The organism is Bradyrhizobium sediminis (assembly GCF_018736085.1).
Taxonomy (GTDB): domain Bacteria; phylum Pseudomonadota; class Alphaproteobacteria; order Rhizobiales; family Xanthobacteraceae; genus Bradyrhizobium; species Bradyrhizobium sediminis.
Window position 1 is genome coordinate 4638899 of record NZ_CP076134.1, and the last position, 17397, is coordinate 4656295.

18 protein-coding genes and 1 pseudogene are annotated in these 17397 nt (G+C 62.9%); 12 read left to right on the forward strand and 7 right to left on the reverse strand.

Translation table 11 applies throughout. The features are described 5' to 3' along the window. Positions 1–184: 184 nt before the first annotated feature. Positions 185–478 carry an accessory factor UbiK family protein gene (locus KMZ29_RS22305; protein ID WP_215621228.1) on the reverse strand — a complete coding sequence of 98 codons (294 nt, stop codon included), beginning with the start codon at positions 476–478 and terminating at the stop codon, positions 185–187. Between the two features lie 210 nt (positions 479–688). Here KMZ29_RS22305 and KMZ29_RS22310 point away from each other — a divergent pair, with 210 nt between their 5' ends. The 7 genes from KMZ29_RS22310 (at position 689) to KMZ29_RS22340 (ending at position 6938) form a co-directional block, all read left to right on the forward strand. Continuing rightward, entirely contained in the window at positions 689–1423 is a 735-nt protein-coding gene (locus KMZ29_RS22310) for a dienelactone hydrolase family protein (RefSeq protein ID WP_215621229.1), read from the forward strand. 12 nt (positions 1424–1435) lie between these two features. Beyond that, positions 1436–2290, forward strand: a complete 855-nt coding sequence (gene lgt, locus KMZ29_RS22315; RefSeq protein ID WP_215621230.1) for a prolipoprotein diacylglyceryl transferase — start codon at positions 1436–1438, stop codon at positions 2288–2290. 56 nt (positions 2291–2346) lie between these two features. Beyond that, positions 2347–3423 carry a class I SAM-dependent methyltransferase gene (locus KMZ29_RS22320; protein WP_369810148.1) on the forward strand — a complete coding sequence of 359 codons (1077 nt, stop codon included), beginning with the start codon at positions 2347–2349 and terminating at the stop codon, positions 3421–3423. Then, on the forward strand, positions 3420–4190 hold the full coding sequence (pgeF, locus tag KMZ29_RS22325; RefSeq protein WP_215621232.1) for a peptidoglycan editing factor PgeF: 771 nt from the start codon (positions 3420–3422) through the stop codon (positions 4188–4190). Before KMZ29_RS22320 ends, pgeF begins: the two co-directional genes overlap by 4 nt. 94 nt (positions 4191–4284) lie before the next feature. Continuing rightward, positions 4285–4968 carry a hypothetical protein gene (locus tag KMZ29_RS22330; RefSeq protein WP_215621233.1) on the forward strand — a complete coding sequence of 228 codons (684 nt, stop codon included), beginning with the start codon at positions 4285–4287 and terminating at the stop codon, positions 4966–4968. A 162-nt stretch (positions 4969–5130) separates the two neighbouring features. Continuing rightward, a complete protein-coding gene (locus tag KMZ29_RS22335; protein ID WP_215616429.1) occupies positions 5131–6084 on the forward strand; it encodes a ribose-phosphate pyrophosphokinase in 954 nt (317 codons plus the stop codon). A gap of 422 nt (positions 6085–6506) precedes the next feature. Then, positions 6507–6938, forward strand: coding sequence for a hypothetical protein (locus KMZ29_RS22340; RefSeq protein WP_249779762.1), 432 nt, complete (start codon positions 6507–6509; stop codon positions 6936–6938). A 74-nt stretch (positions 6939–7012) separates the two neighbouring features. Here KMZ29_RS22340 and KMZ29_RS22345 read toward each other — a convergent pair whose 3' ends face one another. Beyond that, complete coding sequence (locus KMZ29_RS22345) at positions 7013–7324, reverse strand: HigA family addiction module antitoxin (RefSeq protein ID WP_215621234.1); 312 nt, start codon at positions 7322–7324, stop codon at positions 7013–7015. Positions 7325–7334: 10 nt separating this feature from the next. Next, positions 7335–7613, reverse strand: coding sequence for a type II toxin-antitoxin system RelE/ParE family toxin (locus KMZ29_RS22350; protein ID WP_215621235.1), 279 nt, complete (start codon positions 7611–7613; stop codon positions 7335–7337). 251 nt (positions 7614–7864) lie between these two features. Here KMZ29_RS22350 and KMZ29_RS22355 point away from each other — a divergent pair, with 251 nt between their 5' ends. Beyond that, positions 7865–8077, forward strand: a complete 213-nt coding sequence (locus KMZ29_RS22355; RefSeq protein WP_215621236.1) for a hypothetical protein — start codon at positions 7865–7867, stop codon at positions 8075–8077. 47 nt (positions 8078–8124) lie between these two features. On the opposite strand, the gene KMZ29_RS22360 is transcribed toward KMZ29_RS22355, so the two are convergent. Both KMZ29_RS22360 and KMZ29_RS22365 read right to left on the reverse strand, forming a co-directional pair. Continuing rightward, the gene (locus KMZ29_RS22360; RefSeq protein ID WP_215621237.1) at positions 8125–8385 is read right to left on the reverse strand and encodes a helix-turn-helix domain-containing protein; all 261 of its coding nucleotides are present in this window, start codon (positions 8383–8385) and stop codon (positions 8125–8127) included. Positions 8386–8445: 60 nt separating this feature from the next. After that, positions 8446–8742 carry a type II toxin-antitoxin system RelE/ParE family toxin gene (locus KMZ29_RS22365; protein ID WP_215624372.1) on the reverse strand — a complete coding sequence of 99 codons (297 nt, stop codon included), beginning with the start codon at positions 8740–8742 and terminating at the stop codon, positions 8446–8448. Between the two features lie 83 nt (positions 8743–8825). Here KMZ29_RS22365 and KMZ29_RS26815 point away from each other — a divergent pair. From KMZ29_RS26815 to KMZ29_RS22375, 3 genes and pseudogenes are all read left to right on the forward strand, one after another. After that, positions 8826–9178 (forward strand): annotated as a pseudogene (locus KMZ29_RS26815) (hypothetical protein). Positions 9179–9254: 76 nt separating this feature from the next. Continuing rightward, positions 9255–13130, forward strand: coding sequence for a PIN domain-containing protein (locus KMZ29_RS22370; RefSeq protein ID WP_215621238.1), 3876 nt, complete (start codon positions 9255–9257; stop codon positions 13128–13130). 173 nt (positions 13131–13303) lie between these two features. Then, complete coding sequence (locus tag KMZ29_RS22375; protein ID WP_215621239.1) at positions 13304–14593, forward strand: MFS transporter; 1290 nt, start codon at positions 13304–13306, stop codon at positions 14591–14593. Positions 14594–14681: 88 nt separating this feature from the next. Here KMZ29_RS22375 and KMZ29_RS22380 read toward each other — a convergent pair whose 3' ends face one another. Both KMZ29_RS22380 and KMZ29_RS22385 read right to left on the reverse strand, forming a co-directional pair. Then, the gene (locus tag KMZ29_RS22380) at positions 14682–14948 is read right to left on the reverse strand and encodes a DUF3551 domain-containing protein (protein ID WP_215621240.1); all 267 of its coding nucleotides are present in this window, start codon (positions 14946–14948) and stop codon (positions 14682–14684) included. A gap of 130 nt (positions 14949–15078) precedes the next feature. After that, a complete protein-coding gene (locus KMZ29_RS22385; protein ID WP_215621241.1) occupies positions 15079–16086 on the reverse strand; it encodes a c-type cytochrome in 1008 nt (335 codons plus the stop codon). Positions 16087–16362: 276 nt separating this feature from the next. Between KMZ29_RS22385 and KMZ29_RS22390 the strand changes: the two genes are divergently transcribed. Beyond that, positions 16363–17367, forward strand: coding sequence for a hypothetical protein (locus KMZ29_RS22390; RefSeq protein ID WP_215621242.1), 1005 nt, complete (start codon positions 16363–16365; stop codon positions 17365–17367). Positions 17368–17397: the final 30 nt, after the last annotated feature.

Sequence of the window (17397 nt, forward strand, 5' to 3'; positions counted from 1 at the left end):
GGACGTGGCGGCGTTCTAGCCCCAAAGGGGCGAAATGACAAGGAAATGCGGGGATTTTTCTGCCGGTTTTGGGGGCCAGCCCGCAAATTCGTCATTGCCGGGCTCGACCCGGCAATCCATCCCTCACGAAGATTGATGGATGCCCGGATCAGGTCCGGGCATGACACCGAATACAGAGAAACGCCTACCCGTCCGTCTTCAGGCTGCCGACATCCGGCGCCGAGTGGGAGACGCCGAGCTTGGCTTCCAACACGGCGATGCGGGCTTTCAGGGTCTCGTTTTCCTCGCGTGCCAGCCGCGCCATGTCCTTGACCGCCTCGAACTCCTCGCGCTTGACGATGTCGAGGTCGCGCAGGATTTTTTCGGCCTGATTGCGGACCACGGTGTCGACCTCGCGCTTGACGCCCTGGGCGGCGCCGGCAGCGTCGTTCATCAGACGCCCGATCTCGTCGAAGAACCGATTGCTGGTCTGGGTCATCTCAAAATTCTCCGGTCGGCTGCAAAGGATAAGGTCGAACCTGACAATGGCGATCCCGAGGGCGCGGTTCAAGGCCGGCATGGCTCTCCGAGGCCAAGTCCTAAGGCCAAGTCCCGAGGCAAGTCGCCTTGTCATGATCCGGTTTCCTTGCAATCGTATCGCATTGCCGGAACAACAAAACCGCCAGCCGGAAACGAGAAGAAACGGCCCATGATCGACCAGCAGATCGAGATTCCGACCAAAGACGGCCACACCACCACTTTCATCAGTCATCCCGAACGCGGCGGCCCGTTTCCCGTCATCATCTTCTATATGGACGCGCCGGCGATCCGCGAGGAACTGCGCGACATGGCGCGCCGGCTGGCCACGTCGGGTTATTACGTGATGCTGCCGAACCTGTATTACCGCTCCGGCGTCATGGAAATTGGGCCGATACCGCCGGACCCCGACGCGCCCGAGCGCAAGCGCATGTTCGGGTTCATGAACTCGATCAACATTCCCCTGGTCATGGAAGATACCACCGCGCTGCTCGCCTATGCCGACAAGCAGCCGGCCGCGAACGCGAAAATCGTCGGCACCGTCGGCTACTGCATGAGCGGCCGCTATTCCATCAACGCAGCGACGCATTTCCCCGACCGGGTCAAGGCGGCGGCCTCGATCTACGGAACGCATCTGGCCACCGACCAGCCCGACAGCCCACATCTCGCCGCCAGCAAGACCAGGGCCGAGCTTTATTTCGGCTGCGCCGAAACCGACATCTACGCGCCGCAGGAGATCATCGACAAGGTCTCAGCATCGATGAAGGGCGCCAATGCCGAGGTCGAAATCTATCCCGGCACCCATCATGGTTTCGCGTTTCCGAAGCGGCCGGTCTATAATCGCGACGCGGCCGAACGGCACTGGGAACGGCTGCTGGCGCTCTATCGCCGCAACCTCTCAAAGTAAGCCGCAGGCGCAATGCCCCTTCTCACCATCGCATTCCCGGTGTTCGATCCGATCGCCATCGCGATCGGGCCGATCGCGATCCGCTGGTATGCGCTGGCCTATATCGGCGGCATCGTGCTGGGCTGGCTCTACGCGCGCGCGCTGATCAAGGACGAGAAATTGTGGGGCGGGCCGGCGCCGATCACGCTGCCGCAGATGGACGATTTCATCCTCTGGGTCACGGTCGGCATCATCGTCGGCGGCCGCACCGGCTACGTGCTGTTCTACAACCTGCCGTTCTTCATCCAGCATCCGGCCGAGATCTTCGAATTGTGGAAGGGCGGCATGTCGTTCCACGGCGGCTTCCTCGGCTGCGTCGCCGCGGTGATGCTGTTCTGCCGCAGGAACGGCCTTCCGATCCTGTCACTCGGCGACATTACCACCGCGGTCGGGCCAATCGGCCTGTTTCTCGGCCGGCTCGCCAATTTCATCAACAGCGAGCTGTGGGGCCGGCCGGCGGACGCCAGCGTGCCCTGGGCGATGGTGTTTCCCAATGGCGGACCGCTGCCGCGCCATCCCAGCCAGCTTTACGAGGCCGGGCTCGAGGGTATCGTGCTGTTTACGGTGCTGGCGGTGATGATTCGCTTCGGCGCCCTGAAGCGTCCGGGGCTGATCCTCGGCAGCTTCATTGCGATTTACGCCTTTGCCCGCATCACCGGCGAGTTTTTCCGCGAACCCGACCCGCAGCTCGGATTTTTGTGGGGCGGGCTGACCATGGGTATGCTGCTGTCGGTGCCGATGATCATTGCCGGAGCGATCCTGATTGTGGTGGCATGGCGCCGTACGCCGCCGGTTCAAGCGTTGAAATCCAACCAGGCAACACCGTGACCGAATATTCGCCGCTGCAGTCCGAGATCAGGAAGCTGATCAAGTCGTCGGGGCCGATGCCGGTCTGGCGCTACATGGAACTGTGCCTGACGCATCCCAAGCACGGCTACTATGTTTCGCGCGATCCGCTCGGCCGCGAGGGCGATTTCACCACCGCCCCCGAGGTAAGCCAGATGTTCGGCGAACTGCTCGGGCTGTGGGCGGCTTCGGTGTGGAAGGCGATCGGGTCGCCGCCGCTGCTGCGGCTGATCGAACTCGGGCCCGGCCGCGGCACCATGATGGCGGATGCGCTGCGCGCGCTGCGGGTGCTGCCGCCGCTCTATCAGTCGCTCAGCATCCATCTGGTCGAAATCAATCCGGTGCTGCGCGACAAGCAGAAGTCGACGCTGTCGGGCGTGCGCAACATCGCCTGGCACGAGAGCATCGACGAGGTGCCCGAAGGGCCCGCGGTGATCTTCGCCAACGAATATTTCGACGTGCTGCCGATCCACCAGATGGTGAAGCGCGAGACCGGCTGGCACGAGCGCACCGTCGAAATCGACGACACCGGCAAACTGGAATTCGGCGCCGCGCCCGAGCCGATGCCGCACTTCGAGGTCCTGCTGCCGCCGCTGGTGCGCGCCGCGCCGGTCGGCGCGGTGTTCGAGTGGCGGCCCGACGCCGAGATCATGAAAATCGCGACGCGGATGCGCGACCAGGGCGGCGCGGCCCTGATCATCGACTACGGTCACCTGCGCAGCGACGCCGGCGATACCTTCCAGGCCATCGCCCGCCACAGCTTCACCGACCCCTTGAAAAACCCCGGCCAGGCCGACGTCACCGCCCATGTCGATTTCCAGGCGCTGGTGCGCGCCGCCGAGGACCTCGGCGCACGCGTCCACGGCCCGGTGCCGCAGGGCGATTTCCTGAAGCGGCTCGGCATCGAAACCCGCGCGGTGACCCTGATGGCGAAGGCCAGCCATGAGGTCTCCGAGGACATCTCGGGCGCGCTGAAGCGGCTGATCGGCGGCGGCCGCGGCGGCATGGGATCGATGTTCAAGGTGCTCGCGGTATCGGAGCCCCACCTCACCGATCTGGCGGGATTCAAGGACGAGCCGGACGCCAGGCCCGACGCCAGGGCGGCGCAGCCATGACGCTGGAATCGCCGCTGCTCGCGGCCATTCCCGGCCTGCGCCACGCCTTCTTCACCCGCGAGGGCGGGGTGTCCGGCGGCATCTACGGCAGCCTCAATGGCGGCGTCGGCTCCAACGACGATCCCGCTCACGTCGAAGAGAATCGCCGCCGGATGGCGGAACGACTGGGCGTCACGCCCGAACATTTTCTCAGCGTCTGGCAGACCCATTCGCCCGACGTCGTGGTCACGTCGGGACCGTGGCAGGGCACGACGCGGCCGCGCGCCGACGCCATCGTCACCCGCACCGAGGGCATCGCCATCGGCGCCACCGCGGCCGACTGCGGACCGGTGTTGTTCGTCGACCCCAATGCACGCGTGATCGGTGCTGCGCATGCGGGGTGGAAGGGCGCGCTGACCGGCGTACTGGAATCCACCATCGAGGCCATGGAAAAACTCGGCGCCGAGCGCGGCCGCCTGATCGCCGCCATCGGCCCGATGATCCGCCAGCCCTCTTACGAAGTCGGCGGCGAGTTCGTCGAGCGGTTCATCGAGGCCGACGCGGAGCACGCGCTGTTCTTCATTCCCTCGGTACGCGAGGGCCATTCGATGTTCGACCTCGCCGGCTTCATCCGGATGCGGCTCGAAAATGCCGGCGTGCCGATGATCGACGACACCGGCATCGACACCTATTCCGACGAACGCTTCTTCAGCTACCGCCGCTCGGTGCATCGCAAGGAGCCGGACTACGGCCGGCATGTCCATTCGATCGCGCTGGAGCGGGAGTAGCTCCCGATCGGCGCGGACGGCGGCCCGGCCTTGCGGAACCCGACCGCGCCCCTGCCCTAGACCTTAATGCGTTTTAACGATATCGCTGGGCCCAATGAGGGACGCGTCAACGAACCTGTTCCGGACCGGCACGAGCGGCCGGACCGCATTGCGCGCGGCGATCGCCGCAGCGCTGCTTGCGCTTGCCTGCGGGCTCGGCGGCTGCGCCAGCAGCGGCGGCGCGGGCAGCGGCTCGTTTGCGATGGCCGGCAGCGGCCCCACCGTCGCCTTCGAATCGATCGACGGCCCTCCGCCGCAAGTGTTCGAGCGGATGGTGAGCGTGCTCGACAGCGAATCCAAGCTGCGCAACCTTCAAGTCGTGTCCCGCGAGGGCTCGGCCGCCTACCGGGTACGCAGCTATCTCGCCGCCCAGGTCAGCCGCGGCCGCACCACCATCGCCTGGGTCTGGGACGTCTATGACCGCGACCAGCAGCGCGCGCTGCGGCTTACCGGCGAGGAACCCGCCGGCAAGGCCGGACGCGACGCCTGGGCCGCGGCCGACGACCTCCTCTTGCGGAAAATCGCCCAGGCCGGGTTGAGCGGCCTTTCCGCCATGATCAATGGAACGGCGCCGGCGGAAGCGCCGCCGCCTGCCCCTGCCCCCGCACCGGGCCGGCGCGGCCCCGCGGTGGCGAACGCGGAACTGCCCTCGCTGGTTTCGGACGGTTTTGCGGCCGGCGCCCTCGGCGGCGGCAGCGCCCTCGGCGGCGACAGCGCGCTGGGCTACAGTGCCCGTTAACGAAAAAGCCTCCGGGGCTGATTTTACGCAGGAAAACGTAGTTCCACGGGTTGCCAGCCGGACTGCCTCCTTGATATCACCTCGCTCGTCGAAACGCGCCGGTTCCATGGATTTTCCGAGATGCTGAACATTGTATCCAGCAAGGCGCGGGGAGAAGCCTCGATGTCGGCCAAGAACGGCTCCATCAAGCTCGTCGCCGGCAATTCCAATCCTGCGCTGGCCCAGGAAATCGCCAACTGGCTGCACCTGCCGCTGACCAAGGCCACCGTCCGGCGTTTCGCGGACATGGAGATCTTCGTCGAGATCCAGGAAAATGTCCGCGGCTCCGACGTCTTCATCATCCAGTCGACGTCGTTTCCCGCCAACGACCATCTGATGGAACTCCTGATCATCACGGACGCGCTGCGCCGGGCTTCCGCGCGCCGCATCACCGCCGTGATCCCCTATTTCGGCTATGCCAGGCAGGACCGCAAAGTCGGTTCGCGCTCGCCGATATCGGCCAAGCTGGTGGCCAATCTGATCACCCGCGCCGGCGTCGACCGCGTCATGACGCTCGACCTGCACGCCGGCCAGATCCAGGGCTTCTTCGACATTCCGACCGACAACCTCTACGCCTCGCCGGTGATGGTGCGCGACATCAAGGAACGCTTCGACCTCGCCAACGTCATGGTGGTGTCGCCCGACGTCGGCGGCGTGGTGCGCGCCCGCGGCCTCGCCAAACGCATCAACACGCCGCTCGCCATCATCGACAAGCGCCGCGAGCGCGCCGGCGAATCCGAAGTCATGAACGTGATCGGCGATGCCGCAGGCTTCACCTGCATCCTGATCGACGACATCGTGGATTCCGGCGGCACGCTGGTGAACGCCGCCGATGCGCTGCTCGCCAACGGCGCCAAGGATGTCTACGCCTACATCTCCCATGGCGTGCTGTCGGGCGGCGCCGCCGCCCGCATCGCCGGCTCCCGGCTGAAGGAGCTCGTGATCACCGACTCGATCCTGCCGACCGAGGCGGTCACCAAGGCGCCCAACATCCGCACGCTGTCGATCGCCCCGCTGATCGCGGAAGCCATCGCCCGCACCGCGTCGGAAGAGTCGGTGTCGAGCCTGTTCGACTAGGACAAGCGGCGCTCTGCGCGTCATCACAAGCCAACGGCCACGCGACTCGTAATTGCTCACGTCGTCCCCGCGAACGCGGGGACCCATACGCCGTGGCCTCGCGTTTTGGCACGGTGGCTGACGGCTTCTGCTCCAACAAGCGATGGTGGTTATGGGTCCCCGCGTTCGCGGGGACGACGAAAGTGGATTTCAATTTTCAAACAGCAAGCCGTCATTGCGAGCGATGCGAAGCAATCCAGCTTGCGTGCAAGGGATGAAGCTGGATTGCTTCGTCGCTTCGCTCCTCGCAATGACGAGGCTAATTTGCCCGTCGGGTAGTCACCAGCCCGTAAAATGAAAACTTATCCGATAATCAGACCTTAACGAGAGCCCGCTTAGCTGCATCGTGTCCGCCAATGCGTTACGGCAGGGAGCGCCAAGCTATGATGTCAGATCCGATCGATCGGGATTTCGCTGATGACGACCACGCCAGGGCAGAGATCAGTGCGGCGGTGAAGTATCTGCTCAAGGATACAACCGGCGGCGCGCGCGGCGATATCGTCCGGGAGATCATCGAAACCATTCGCGCCGTCGCGAACGGGCCGCTGCTGCCTCAACCGCAGAATCCACCGGTGGTTCGCGCGGTGAAGCAGCCCGCCATGAGCGGGGTGACCTACAAGGCCTATGTGATCGACGCGTTCCGGCGCGACACCGACCGATGGCGCTCGACCATCCGCCGGCTGGACGGCAAGAAAATCCGGGTCGCCATCCCGCCCTCGGTGGTCGACGAAGCCACCACCTCGGCCGATGCGCTCACCGCCGAGAAGGCGGTCGAGCTCGCCAGAAAAGCCATCGACGCCGGTGGGCTGATTTAAGCCGAAAACAGCAAAGCCGGTGATTTGCCCCCCGGCAAATCAGCCGACGGCTGACGTCCAGTAAATCCCTGCTTTCAGGCGACTTGCAGCGTCGGAATTTTCTTGATCGCTTCTCCGAGTTCCTGCTGCGCGTGATGCAGGTCGTGCCGCTTCTGCAGATTGAGCCAGAGATCCGGGCCATTTCCGCACAGCTTCCCGAGCCGCAAGGCCATGGCAGGGGTGACCGGCTGCTTTTCCGAAAGAATATCATAAAGCGTCTGACGCGACACGCCGAGCAGTTTGGCGATCTCCGTCTTGGACCGGACCAGCGCCGGCAAAATTTCCTCGCGAAGAAGTTCGCCGGGATGCATGGGTGGCAAGCCGCGTTTCGGAAGCCTTCTGGTCATGAATCAGTCCTCAGTGATAATCTTCCAGATCGACGTCGACGGCATCGCCCTCGATCCAACCGAACGTAATGCGCCAGTTGCCGCTGGCGCTGACCGCATAGCGGCCCTTGTCGCGGCCAACGAGCGCGTGAAAGTGGAACCCCGGCAGGTTCATGTCCTCGGGACGCGATGCGTCGTCGAGCGACCGCAGAATGTTGGCGATCCGTTTCGTATTCTGAACGCTCAGCCGGCGCCCGTCCCCGGTCGCGAAAAACCGTTCGAGGGCCTTGTCCCGGAACGAGAGGATCATGTTCGCACTGTAAGGCAGTGGCTTACGCCCTGTCAAGAGAGGCCTTACATTCTCGGATGCTCGTCTATCCGTAAGGAGGAAAGGTAGCTGTTCGGCTACATGTCCGGCGCAATGGCCGGACAAGAAATTGCGATTAAACTTCTACGCATTCATCATAACCCGATGTTGGGTTTGCCATGTGCACAAGGTCGTCGGAAATTGATCTGTCGATGTGTCAGGTACACCAGTGGTTTCTCGCGGGGGTTACTCCGATGAAAGAGATTACCCAGTTACGAGAACTGGAAGCCGATTGCCGCCGGCGGGCGCAGAGCGAGCCCGAAAGAAAATGGTATTGGCTCGCGCAGGCCGCCAGGCATCGAACACAGGCGGCTCTTGAAGCCGCCGGAATGTCCACGGAAGCGAACGCGCCTGAAGTCAAACTGGCAAGCTGGCCAATGGTCAGGGATGAAAGACGGCTGCATTAGCCTTTCACCCTGCAACGGCGGCCTCGAGGGATAGCGCGCATCCGCGCTCAGCGCCGCGTGACCGCTTCCAAGATTTCTTTCGGACGGCGCTTGATCGCCAGCAGATAGGCGGCCGCGGGAGCATCGGGCATGCGCCGCCCCTGCTCCCAGTTCTTCAGCGTGGAAAGCGGAATACGATATGCCGCGGCGAAGTGATGCTGCGACATCCGCAGCGAAAGCCGGATCGCCTTCACGTCCGGCAACTCGACCCCGGACACGCGCAACCCGCGCACCTTTTTGCCGGCGGCATGCTTTGCCGCCTGCTGCATGCTTTCGATCAGCTCCTTTCCAAACCTGCCCATGATGTTGGTCCTTCTCTTATCCGCGATTCAACTCTTCAGGATTGCCGCCAGCTTTCGAACGGCCTTCTTTTCTTCCGCCGTGAGGTTCTCCTGGCGCGCCTTCGCATAGACCATCAGCAGATAGAGCGGACGGTCGCCACTATGGTAGAAATAGATCACCCGCGCGCCACCGCGCTTGCCGCCTCCGGGCCGCGCCCATCGGATCTTCCGCACACTACCGGTTTCGGGGATCAGGTCCCCTTCTTCGGGATTGCGCGCGATGAAATCAATGAAGGCCTCCAGCTCGGAAGCATCCCAGATTTCCCGGGCCCGCCGGCCGAACAGGCGTTTCCACCACGGTGATCCATCGTCGTGCGACGTCCGGCACTATACGCCAATGGCGTCCAAAGCTCCAGAGCAAAGACGCCATTGGCGCCCATCGGCCAAGCGTTTCTAGCGCCGACCGCGCCGAGGCGGAAGCCTGGTCGGTGCGGATGGAAGGCTATGGCGGGCCGGCGCAGCCCGCGCCCACGATCGGCCAATGCCTCAACGGCGGCCTCGGCTGGCTGGAGGTGGAGTTCAACCGCTGCAAGACCCGCGGGAGGCTGCCGCTGTCAGCCATCCGCCGGCCGTGCGACACGCCCCTGAGGAAACTGGAAGTGTCGCTGAATGCCGCTCCAGCCGCGGGAGCCGGTATGCGCCGCCGGTGCATATGATCAAGCTGACGGCGGCGCGGGAGATCACGCCGTATCGGTGGATGCATCCGGAGGAGGAGCGGTAGCTTGAGGGCTGCTCTTTCGCACTGGCTTCCGGACACTCAAAGCGGCACTATATGAGTCCGAGTCGATTTTTCAGCCATGACCGATTTCACCTCTGTCGAGATTCCCAAACCAAAGGACTGGCAGGCGTTTGAGCGCCATTGCCGGTTGCTGTTCGAACATTCCCTGCGCGACACGGCGGTTCAGAACAATGGTCGTCCAGGCCAGCGCCAGCATGGCGTCGACATCTTCGGAAAACGCGGCGGCGGCAACGGGCCGCAGGTCGGAGTCCAGTGCAAGGGAAAATCGAGCGACTACGGCAACGCGCTCACAGAAAAGGAGCTTGCCGCCGAGGTAGAAAAAACAAAGAAATTCCGTCCGGAACTCGAAGAGTTCATCATTGTCACGACGGCGTCTGACGACGCAAAGATTCAACTGGAGGCGCGTCTCCTTGAGAAGAAAGTCCGCGGCGAAGGGCGCAATCTGTCGATACAAGTGTGGGGTTGGGGCCGCATCCAGGACGAAATAAACCGTTTCCAGGAAGTCGTTCGCGCTTTTCACCCGGACAAGCAACCCTTCAGCGACCAGATACGTGATGAAGTACGCGAGACCAACCGCCTCGTGGCGGAAGGCAATGCTTTGAGCGAATCGGGCATCGCCCAGATAAAGCAGACGTTGGCCCAGCTGATGGTCGCCCAGCGCCCGCCCTTGACGACGGAAGCTGCAGGTTCGTCCGATGCTTTCGACAAGGAGCTTCATAGCCAAATTGACGCGTATCGCGACCTCCTGCGCAAAGGCCAGCCGCGAACGGCCTTAACTCTGCTGACCCGATTGAAAGAGAGGCTCGGCGAGGCCGCGTCGCAACGCGTGCGGTATCGGCTTCTGTCGAACATCGGCGCGGCGCATTACAATCTCGGAGAATACGACACAGCAAGTGACTTTCTGCTTGAAGCAGCGCCTCTCAATCCGGATGACCCGATAAGCCTCGCCAATAAGACGGCCGCGCTACTCATCAAAGGACGGCGAGAGGAAGCGCATGCGCTTGCTACGGCAGCCATCCTTGCGCATCCCGACAGTGAAGAACTGGCCCTGCAGCGCATTCAGGCCCTCAAGCCCGGCGAAACTAGCGAGGATGTCTGGCGGACTCTTTCCACCAGGGCAAAAAATAAGGCCGCCATCTTCGGCTTCCGCATTGCTGCCCTGCGTGATGAAAAAAATGAAGACTGGATGAAGGTCGCGGCTGAAGGTAGATCGCTCTATCCTGACGATGAAGGGTTGAAAATTATGCAGGCCGAGAGCGTGCTCGGCCGGTTGTTACACGCTGACCCCGGCGCCGCTGGACTCCTACACAACGACGCGCCGACGAGCGGTGAAATCGAGCAGGCCGCCCTTACGCTCGAAAAGTGCTGGACCGATTCCAAGAAGTCGGAGGGGCCACCCAAGCTTGCCTGCGCGCACAATGCCGCTCTGGCCTGGAACCTTCTTCGCAAGTCCGCCCGCGCAGCGGCGATTCTCGATGAGGCCATCGCAGCCGGTTGTGACAGCGACGAAACAAAGCATCTTCGCCTGTCGATTTACCGCAAGCAGGGAAAGATCGAGGAAGCCATTAAACTTTCCGACACTCTATCCGACACTCCAATACACCGGATTATGCGCGCTGACCTAAGAATTGAAACCGCCCCTGCCGAAGCCCGGAAGATCCTGAGCGGGCGCGGCGCGTTTACCCACTGGAGCGACATTGTCGCCGCGGCGCTTGCGGTCGTAGAATCATTTATCCGCGAAGAGAATTTCGACGAAGCGCTGCGGGAAGCCGATAGGCTGGAGCAAGTCCTACCGCACCATGCACAGGGACCGCTTGCGCATTTTCGTGTCAAGATGGCAAGGGGTGACAAAGGTGCGGCCGACGACGTTCTACGCGCTTTCTCGCTCGTCAACCCCGACACCGACTTTCCCACCCGCTTCCTTGTCGCGGAAGGCCTTGCGACGGCTGGCCGTTTTGACGATGTCGTTACATTGCTGGCGGACACGACCGACCGTCATTATGACTCTCCCGCCTTGCGTGCGCTCATCGCGGCTGCGGTCAATACCGACAAGCGCGTCTTGCTCCGCCAGATCTTTCGAGAGCTCCCGCCCGAGCTCATTACTGACCGGTACTACGCCAAGGCAAAGATTGCGCTGTCCATCCGCACCGGAAGCATCCCTAAGGCGGAGCAGGAAATTTGTGCGTTTCTCGAACGAGAGCCGGACAACCTAGAACTCTACATTCACCTTCTGCATGCGCTGTTCCGGCAAAACAAAATCGAAGAGCTGAAAACCGAAGTGCAGAAGCCATCCAGCGGCTTTAAAGGTCAGCCAAGCGATTTTATGACGCTGGCGCATTTCAAGGACGACTTCGGCGATTGGCAGGAAGCGCACAAGCTTGCTTACGCAACGCTTCTTGCCAATCCGAATAGCCAGTCCGTCGCGATGGCCTATGTCGGTGTGTTCCTGCGGCCCGGACATTCGCAAGGGCTTACGATTCATCCGTCCGCCGTCGAACCCGGCATGGCCGTCGAAGTAAAGACTGCAGACGGCAGCGGAGTCTACGTCATCGAGCCAGAAGCGTCGTTGCGCCCTGGCGTACACTACTTGCCACCTGACCACCTTCTTGCCACGCGTCTTCTCGGAAAAAAGCAGGGCGATCGCATCGAACTTCCGGACGGTACGGCGGCCGAAGTCGCTTGGGTTAAGCCCAAAGTTTTGCATGCGCTTCACGACGTGATGGAGAATTTCAATAACTGGCATCCGGAAGCCACCGGCCTTGAGCGCGTGAAGATCGAGCCGGGAAAGGATGGGGGTCTCGAGCCCATGCTTGAGCGACTGCGCGATCGGCATGACGCGGTCGAGCAGATAGGAACGCTGTACGACGCTGGCGCGTTGCCAATAGCCATTGTCGGCAAGAGCCTCGGATGCGATGCGGTTGAAGCCATGGTTGGGCTTGCAAGCACCGGCCATCGCATTCGCTCTTGCGACGGTAATCACCTTGAGCGAAACACCGCTTTGGCCGCAATCGACGTCAACGCAGTCAAGGGCTGCGTCGTCGACTACGTCACCCTGCATATTATTCGCCGCCTGAAACTTGAGGGCGTCGTGACCGCTGTCTGCGGGCCAATGAAGATTGTTGACGCCACCCGGTTGACGCTTCAGCGCAAGATATTCGAACTCGGCGAACGAATTGACGAAACTAGCATGTCGATATCCTGGCATGACGGCCAATACTGGCGGCAAGAAACCTCACCGGAACGAAAGCGTGAGCACCTATCGGTGCTGGAGGCGGACCGTGCATGGCTCGAAGCCAACACCCAAATCATTCCTGCCGAGGGCAATAGAGACCCAAGTCCGGAATTGGCCCCGCTTGTCGAACGCTTCGGGTCGGGATTCTTTGACGAAATGCGCGCCGCGGAAGGCGCGGGCCTGCTTCTCTTGTCCGAAGACTTTGTGCTGCGCGGGCTCGCAGAGCAAGAATTCAAGGTGCCGGGTACTTGGCTCCAGCCGGTTCTAATGGGCGCGCTCGATAGGAGGGTGATGACGCTCGATGAATATCGCGCGGCCATCGTGAGCTTTATCGATAGCAAATTTGAGTTCATCTCCGTTGGCGCGCCGCTTGTTGTCTCGTCGGTGCACGGCACCAAAGGGCACACACTGCCAAAGGAATTCGAGATAATTGCTTCGCGCATTGGTGGCAAAAAAGCCGACATCGCCTCACATGTCCGCGTCGCATACGCATCCGCCGTCCGGATCTGGAGTGACGAAAGACTGTCCGAAACGTTAAGGCAAGGCGCTATTGGGCGCCTGCTCGAACGGGTGATTGACGAACGAGACCCCGTCGAGGCACGACTTGTTCTCAAAAGCTGGCTTATAACGGAATCAGAAAGGCCCAGCAGCATGCATCATTACATGACCGGATGGTTGCGGGGTCATTTCATCAACCTGTAGGCGGCACCTCAGTAAGTACACTTGGACTCGGACACATCAGATACGTCTTGCCAGCGAGTCAGGCCAAGCCCGCCACCTCCTCCAACCTTGATCCGCCCGCCCGTCCCGCATAGGCTCCGCCCCGAGAAACGCCTGCCAACCAAACCAACAAGAAGCGGGACAACCCCCCAGCGATGCAGCCCGCCGAGCGGCGCCCATTCCCCCACCGCCGGGGCCTGATCATCGTCACGACCATGGCCACGGCCTATGTCGCCAGCCATTTCTTCCGCGCTTCCAACGTCACCATCGGGCTCGACCTGATGCGCGACCTCGGAATCGGGCCGGAAGCGCTGGGCGCGCTGACCGGCGCGTTCTTCTTCGGCTTCGCCGCGATGCAGATCCCCTGCGGCTTCCTGTTCGACCATTTCGGCCCGCGCCGCACCGTGACCGGCCTGCTGATCCTCGCCACGATCGGCGGCGCCATCTTCACGCTGGCGCCGAGCTGGCCGGTGCTGCTGACCGGCCGCGTGCTGATGGGCGCCGGCTTCGGCGTCATGCTGATCGGCACCATGGTGGTGGTCACCCGCTGGTTTCCGCCGGACCGCTTCTCCACCCTGATCGCCATGGTGATGTCGATCGGCCTCGTCGGCAACCTCGCCGCCACCACGCCGCTGGCCTGGGCCTCGGAGGCGATCGGCTGGCGCGGCGTGTTCGGCGTCGCCGTGGTGTTCACCGCACTCGCGGCCGTCGCGGTCTGGCTGGTGGTGCGCGACGCGCCGCCCGGCCACCCGTTCCTGGACCGCACCGCGGAGCCGCCGCGCCAGATGCTGCAGGGCCTGATGGAGGTGCTGCGCAACCCGCGCCTGAAGCCGATCCTGGCGCTGAATTTCTGCAGCTATGCCTGCACCTTCACGGTGCAGGGCCTGTGGGGCGGCCCGTTCCTGCGCGAGGTGCACGGCATGAGCGCGATCGAGGCCGGCAACGTGCTGCTCGCCGCCGTCGTCACCTACCAGTTCGGCATGCTCGCCTTCGGCCCGCTCGACCGCCTGCTGGATACCCGCAAATGGATCGCGATCGGAGGCTCCCTGGTGGTGATCGCCCTGCTCGCCACCCTGGCGCTGGCGTCGCAGCCGCCGGCCTGGGTGCCGGTCGCCGCCATCCTCGGCATCGGCTTCTTCTCGGCCTCCTCGACCATGGTGCTGACGCACGGCCGCGGCATCATCCCGGACCGGCTGATCGGCCGCGGCATGTCGACGCTCAACACCTCGGTCATGCTCGGCGTCGCCTGCATGCAGTCGCTGTCCGGCGTCATCGTCGGCGCGTTCGAACCGCTGGCCGGCGGCGCCCGCAGCGAGACCGCCTACCGCGCCCTGTTCGGCGTGCTCACAATGGTGCTGATCATCGCGGTGGCGATCTACAGCCGCTCCAGCGACGTCAGGCCCAGCGACGAAATGCGCGCCCGGCTGAAAGCGCACGAGGCGTGAGATTCCACCGCATCCCGCGCCAAGCGTTGGTGACGAACCTGACCCATACCTGCCGGATGGCACCGGACAAGCCGCTGCAGGATCATGCCTAGTGGACGCGAGGATGCCGCCGATAACGTCGTTCCCGGGGCACTTGCGCTCTCGCAAAATAGGGATTGGTGATGCACCAGGCGGGGCGGCCCGATGCCGACTGAGCGCACTGCGCCAGCGAGGTATAACCGCATTCGATGTACTCGCCGTCTATGGAGACGACCTGGAGGCAGACCGGATAGTCCGGACTATACGTCTGGGCGCGAGCCGACGGCGCTGCAGAAAACGTCGCCAATGTCAAAATCGCCAACGCCAGAATGCGCATCAGAATCTCCCTCGGGATTGACGGGGCGGCATCAACGCATCGAAGAGACCAACCCTATCGATCCCAGTCAATTCACATTCGCGCGCGAGCCCGCGATGGGTGCTTTACCTGGACGCTATAGTTGGACGCCTTATTTGGGCGCAGCGCCGCTCTGCTTCTTGGCGTGCTCGGCCCGGATCGGAGCAAATGGTCCGTAGATGTGTTGCTGCCGATCGAATCCGTCGGCATACGGGCCGTAGGGCGCATCGACCGGCTTGGCCAGAAGGTCGGGATAGTCCTTGTCGAGGCCCGCTTTTGCCGGACGCGGTTGAGAGATCATATGGGCTGCGACGTCCCATGCCTGCTCGACCGTGAGCTGCGGATTCAGGTAGCCCGTGCCGTGCGGCATGTTGAAGTGCACGAAATTCGCCGCGGTAATCAGCCGGGCCATGCCGGCGCCATCGTTGAAACTGTCCGGGCCCCATAGCGGCGGCACCATGTAGCCGAGATCGGTGGTCGGCAGGCTGCGGCGAATTCCGGAGCCGTCGGTATTGTGACAGGCCAGACAGGCATTGGCGTAGATCGCCTTGCCGCGAACCGGATCGGCCGCGCGATCGAGTTCAGGCATCGACCCGGTGCCGAGTCCCGACAGCACCTTGCCGGCGGGAACCCCCGACGACAGAAACCGGATGTAGGCCACGAAGGCCCGCATCTCCGGACTGTCTGATGGCAGCGCGCGGCCGTTCATGCTGCGCGACATGCACGCGTTGACCCGGTCCTCGATCGTGATCTCGGCGCCAAGGCGGGCGCTGTATTGCGGAAACAGCTCGACCAGCCCGAAGACCGGCAGGCCGAATTTCTTCGTGCCGGCTTCGAGATGACAGTTGCTGCAGGCGAGGTTGTTGCCGGCAAACCGTTTGGTCGAATCCGGCACCTCCGGCCCGATATGGGCGTAGGTCGCGGTGATCAGATCGCGCCCGCGCCGCACCAGGTGGCCATGATCGTCATCGGGCAACGCGCCGACTTCCGGCACCGTCCAGACCGGAGGAGAGACCGTCTGCGCGCGCCCCGCATCTGTCGCTGATATCGCGACGGCAACGGCCGCAAGCGCACGCAGCGTCCAGGAGCAGAGCAGCACAAAAGGATTGCGGTGAACCATCGGTCTCTCGATTCCAAAGCCGGATTTTGGACATGCGCCCGGTCGACAGCATTGTCCGCTGCCTGAAGTTAACGCCGGGTTCAGCGAACCACGAATGGCGCAGCCGCCGGAGACATCCGGGAAGTCGCCGGCAAGAGACCGCACGCTCAAGCGCCGGAGCACCGTCCCCCCGCCAACCCCCGCCGCACAGATATTTTTGTCGTGACCGGGCGTGATTCATGACAGAATTACTACGATCAAGTGTCAGTTCGCTTTTATTGCACGCGGAGCAAGTCCATGAGTTTGGAATCGCGGGCGCGGCCAGGTTCCCTGGCCTGGTCAAATCCGCTGGCCTGGTGGTGGGGTCTGTTGACCCTGGTCAGCGGCGCCAATATCGCGGCTTGGTTCCTGCTGTACCGCCAGCTCCACGAGCAGCCGACGGGCATTCCCGGCAGCATCCCCGGCATCGAGCTCATGATGCTCCAGACCGGCAGTCCCGGCAGCACGTCCGGTATCGAGTTGATGCTCTTGCTCTGTGCGGCCTATGTTTTTGGCTGCGCATTCAGGTCGTTTCTTCCGCGCGCGGATGTTCAGCGGATCTGCTTGTTCGACACGTGGCTGTCGAGCGTCGTCGTCGGCCGGTCGGTAGCAACCGTGGCCGAGATCTGCTTCGCGGCGCAGTGGGCGATCATCCTGCACCAGCTGGGCACGATGACGGGATCGGACACCACCGTGAACGCCGCATGGGTGATCGTGCCGTTGATCCTGATCGCGGAATGTTTCTCCTGGCATGCGGTGCTGACCACCAAATATCTGGGCAACGCCATCGAAAATTCGATATGGGCCGTTGCCTTCTTCATCGCCGGGATCGGCCTTTGCCGATTGCTGCCGGAGTTCGATGGCCCGGTTCGCGTGGTCATCGCCATCTCGATAGCGGGGATTGCAGCCTATCTGGCGTTTCTCATGACGATCGACGTCCCGATGTATCTGAGCCGATGGCGGGCCGAGGTTGCCGATGGCAGCAGGCGTATGAAACCTCTCGAGGGTCTCCGTGACGTGAGCACGCGTTGGGTCGTGACGCACGACCTTGCCGAGTGGAAGGACGAGATTGCCTGGATGTCGCTTTATTTCAGCGTGGCGGTCTGGGCCAGCCTCGCGCTGTGTGTCTTCTACTCGCTCGGGGATCGTCTCCCGCGCTATCGTACTGAAACGACGGTCGCAAGCTTGTCGCCGGACGCACCGGCAGTGACGCTCCACAGCGTTGATGGCGTTTTCGAGCGAAGTGGGCACCGGTTCGCGTAAAGCTCGCCGCTTCGCTCGACGCCCGTTGGG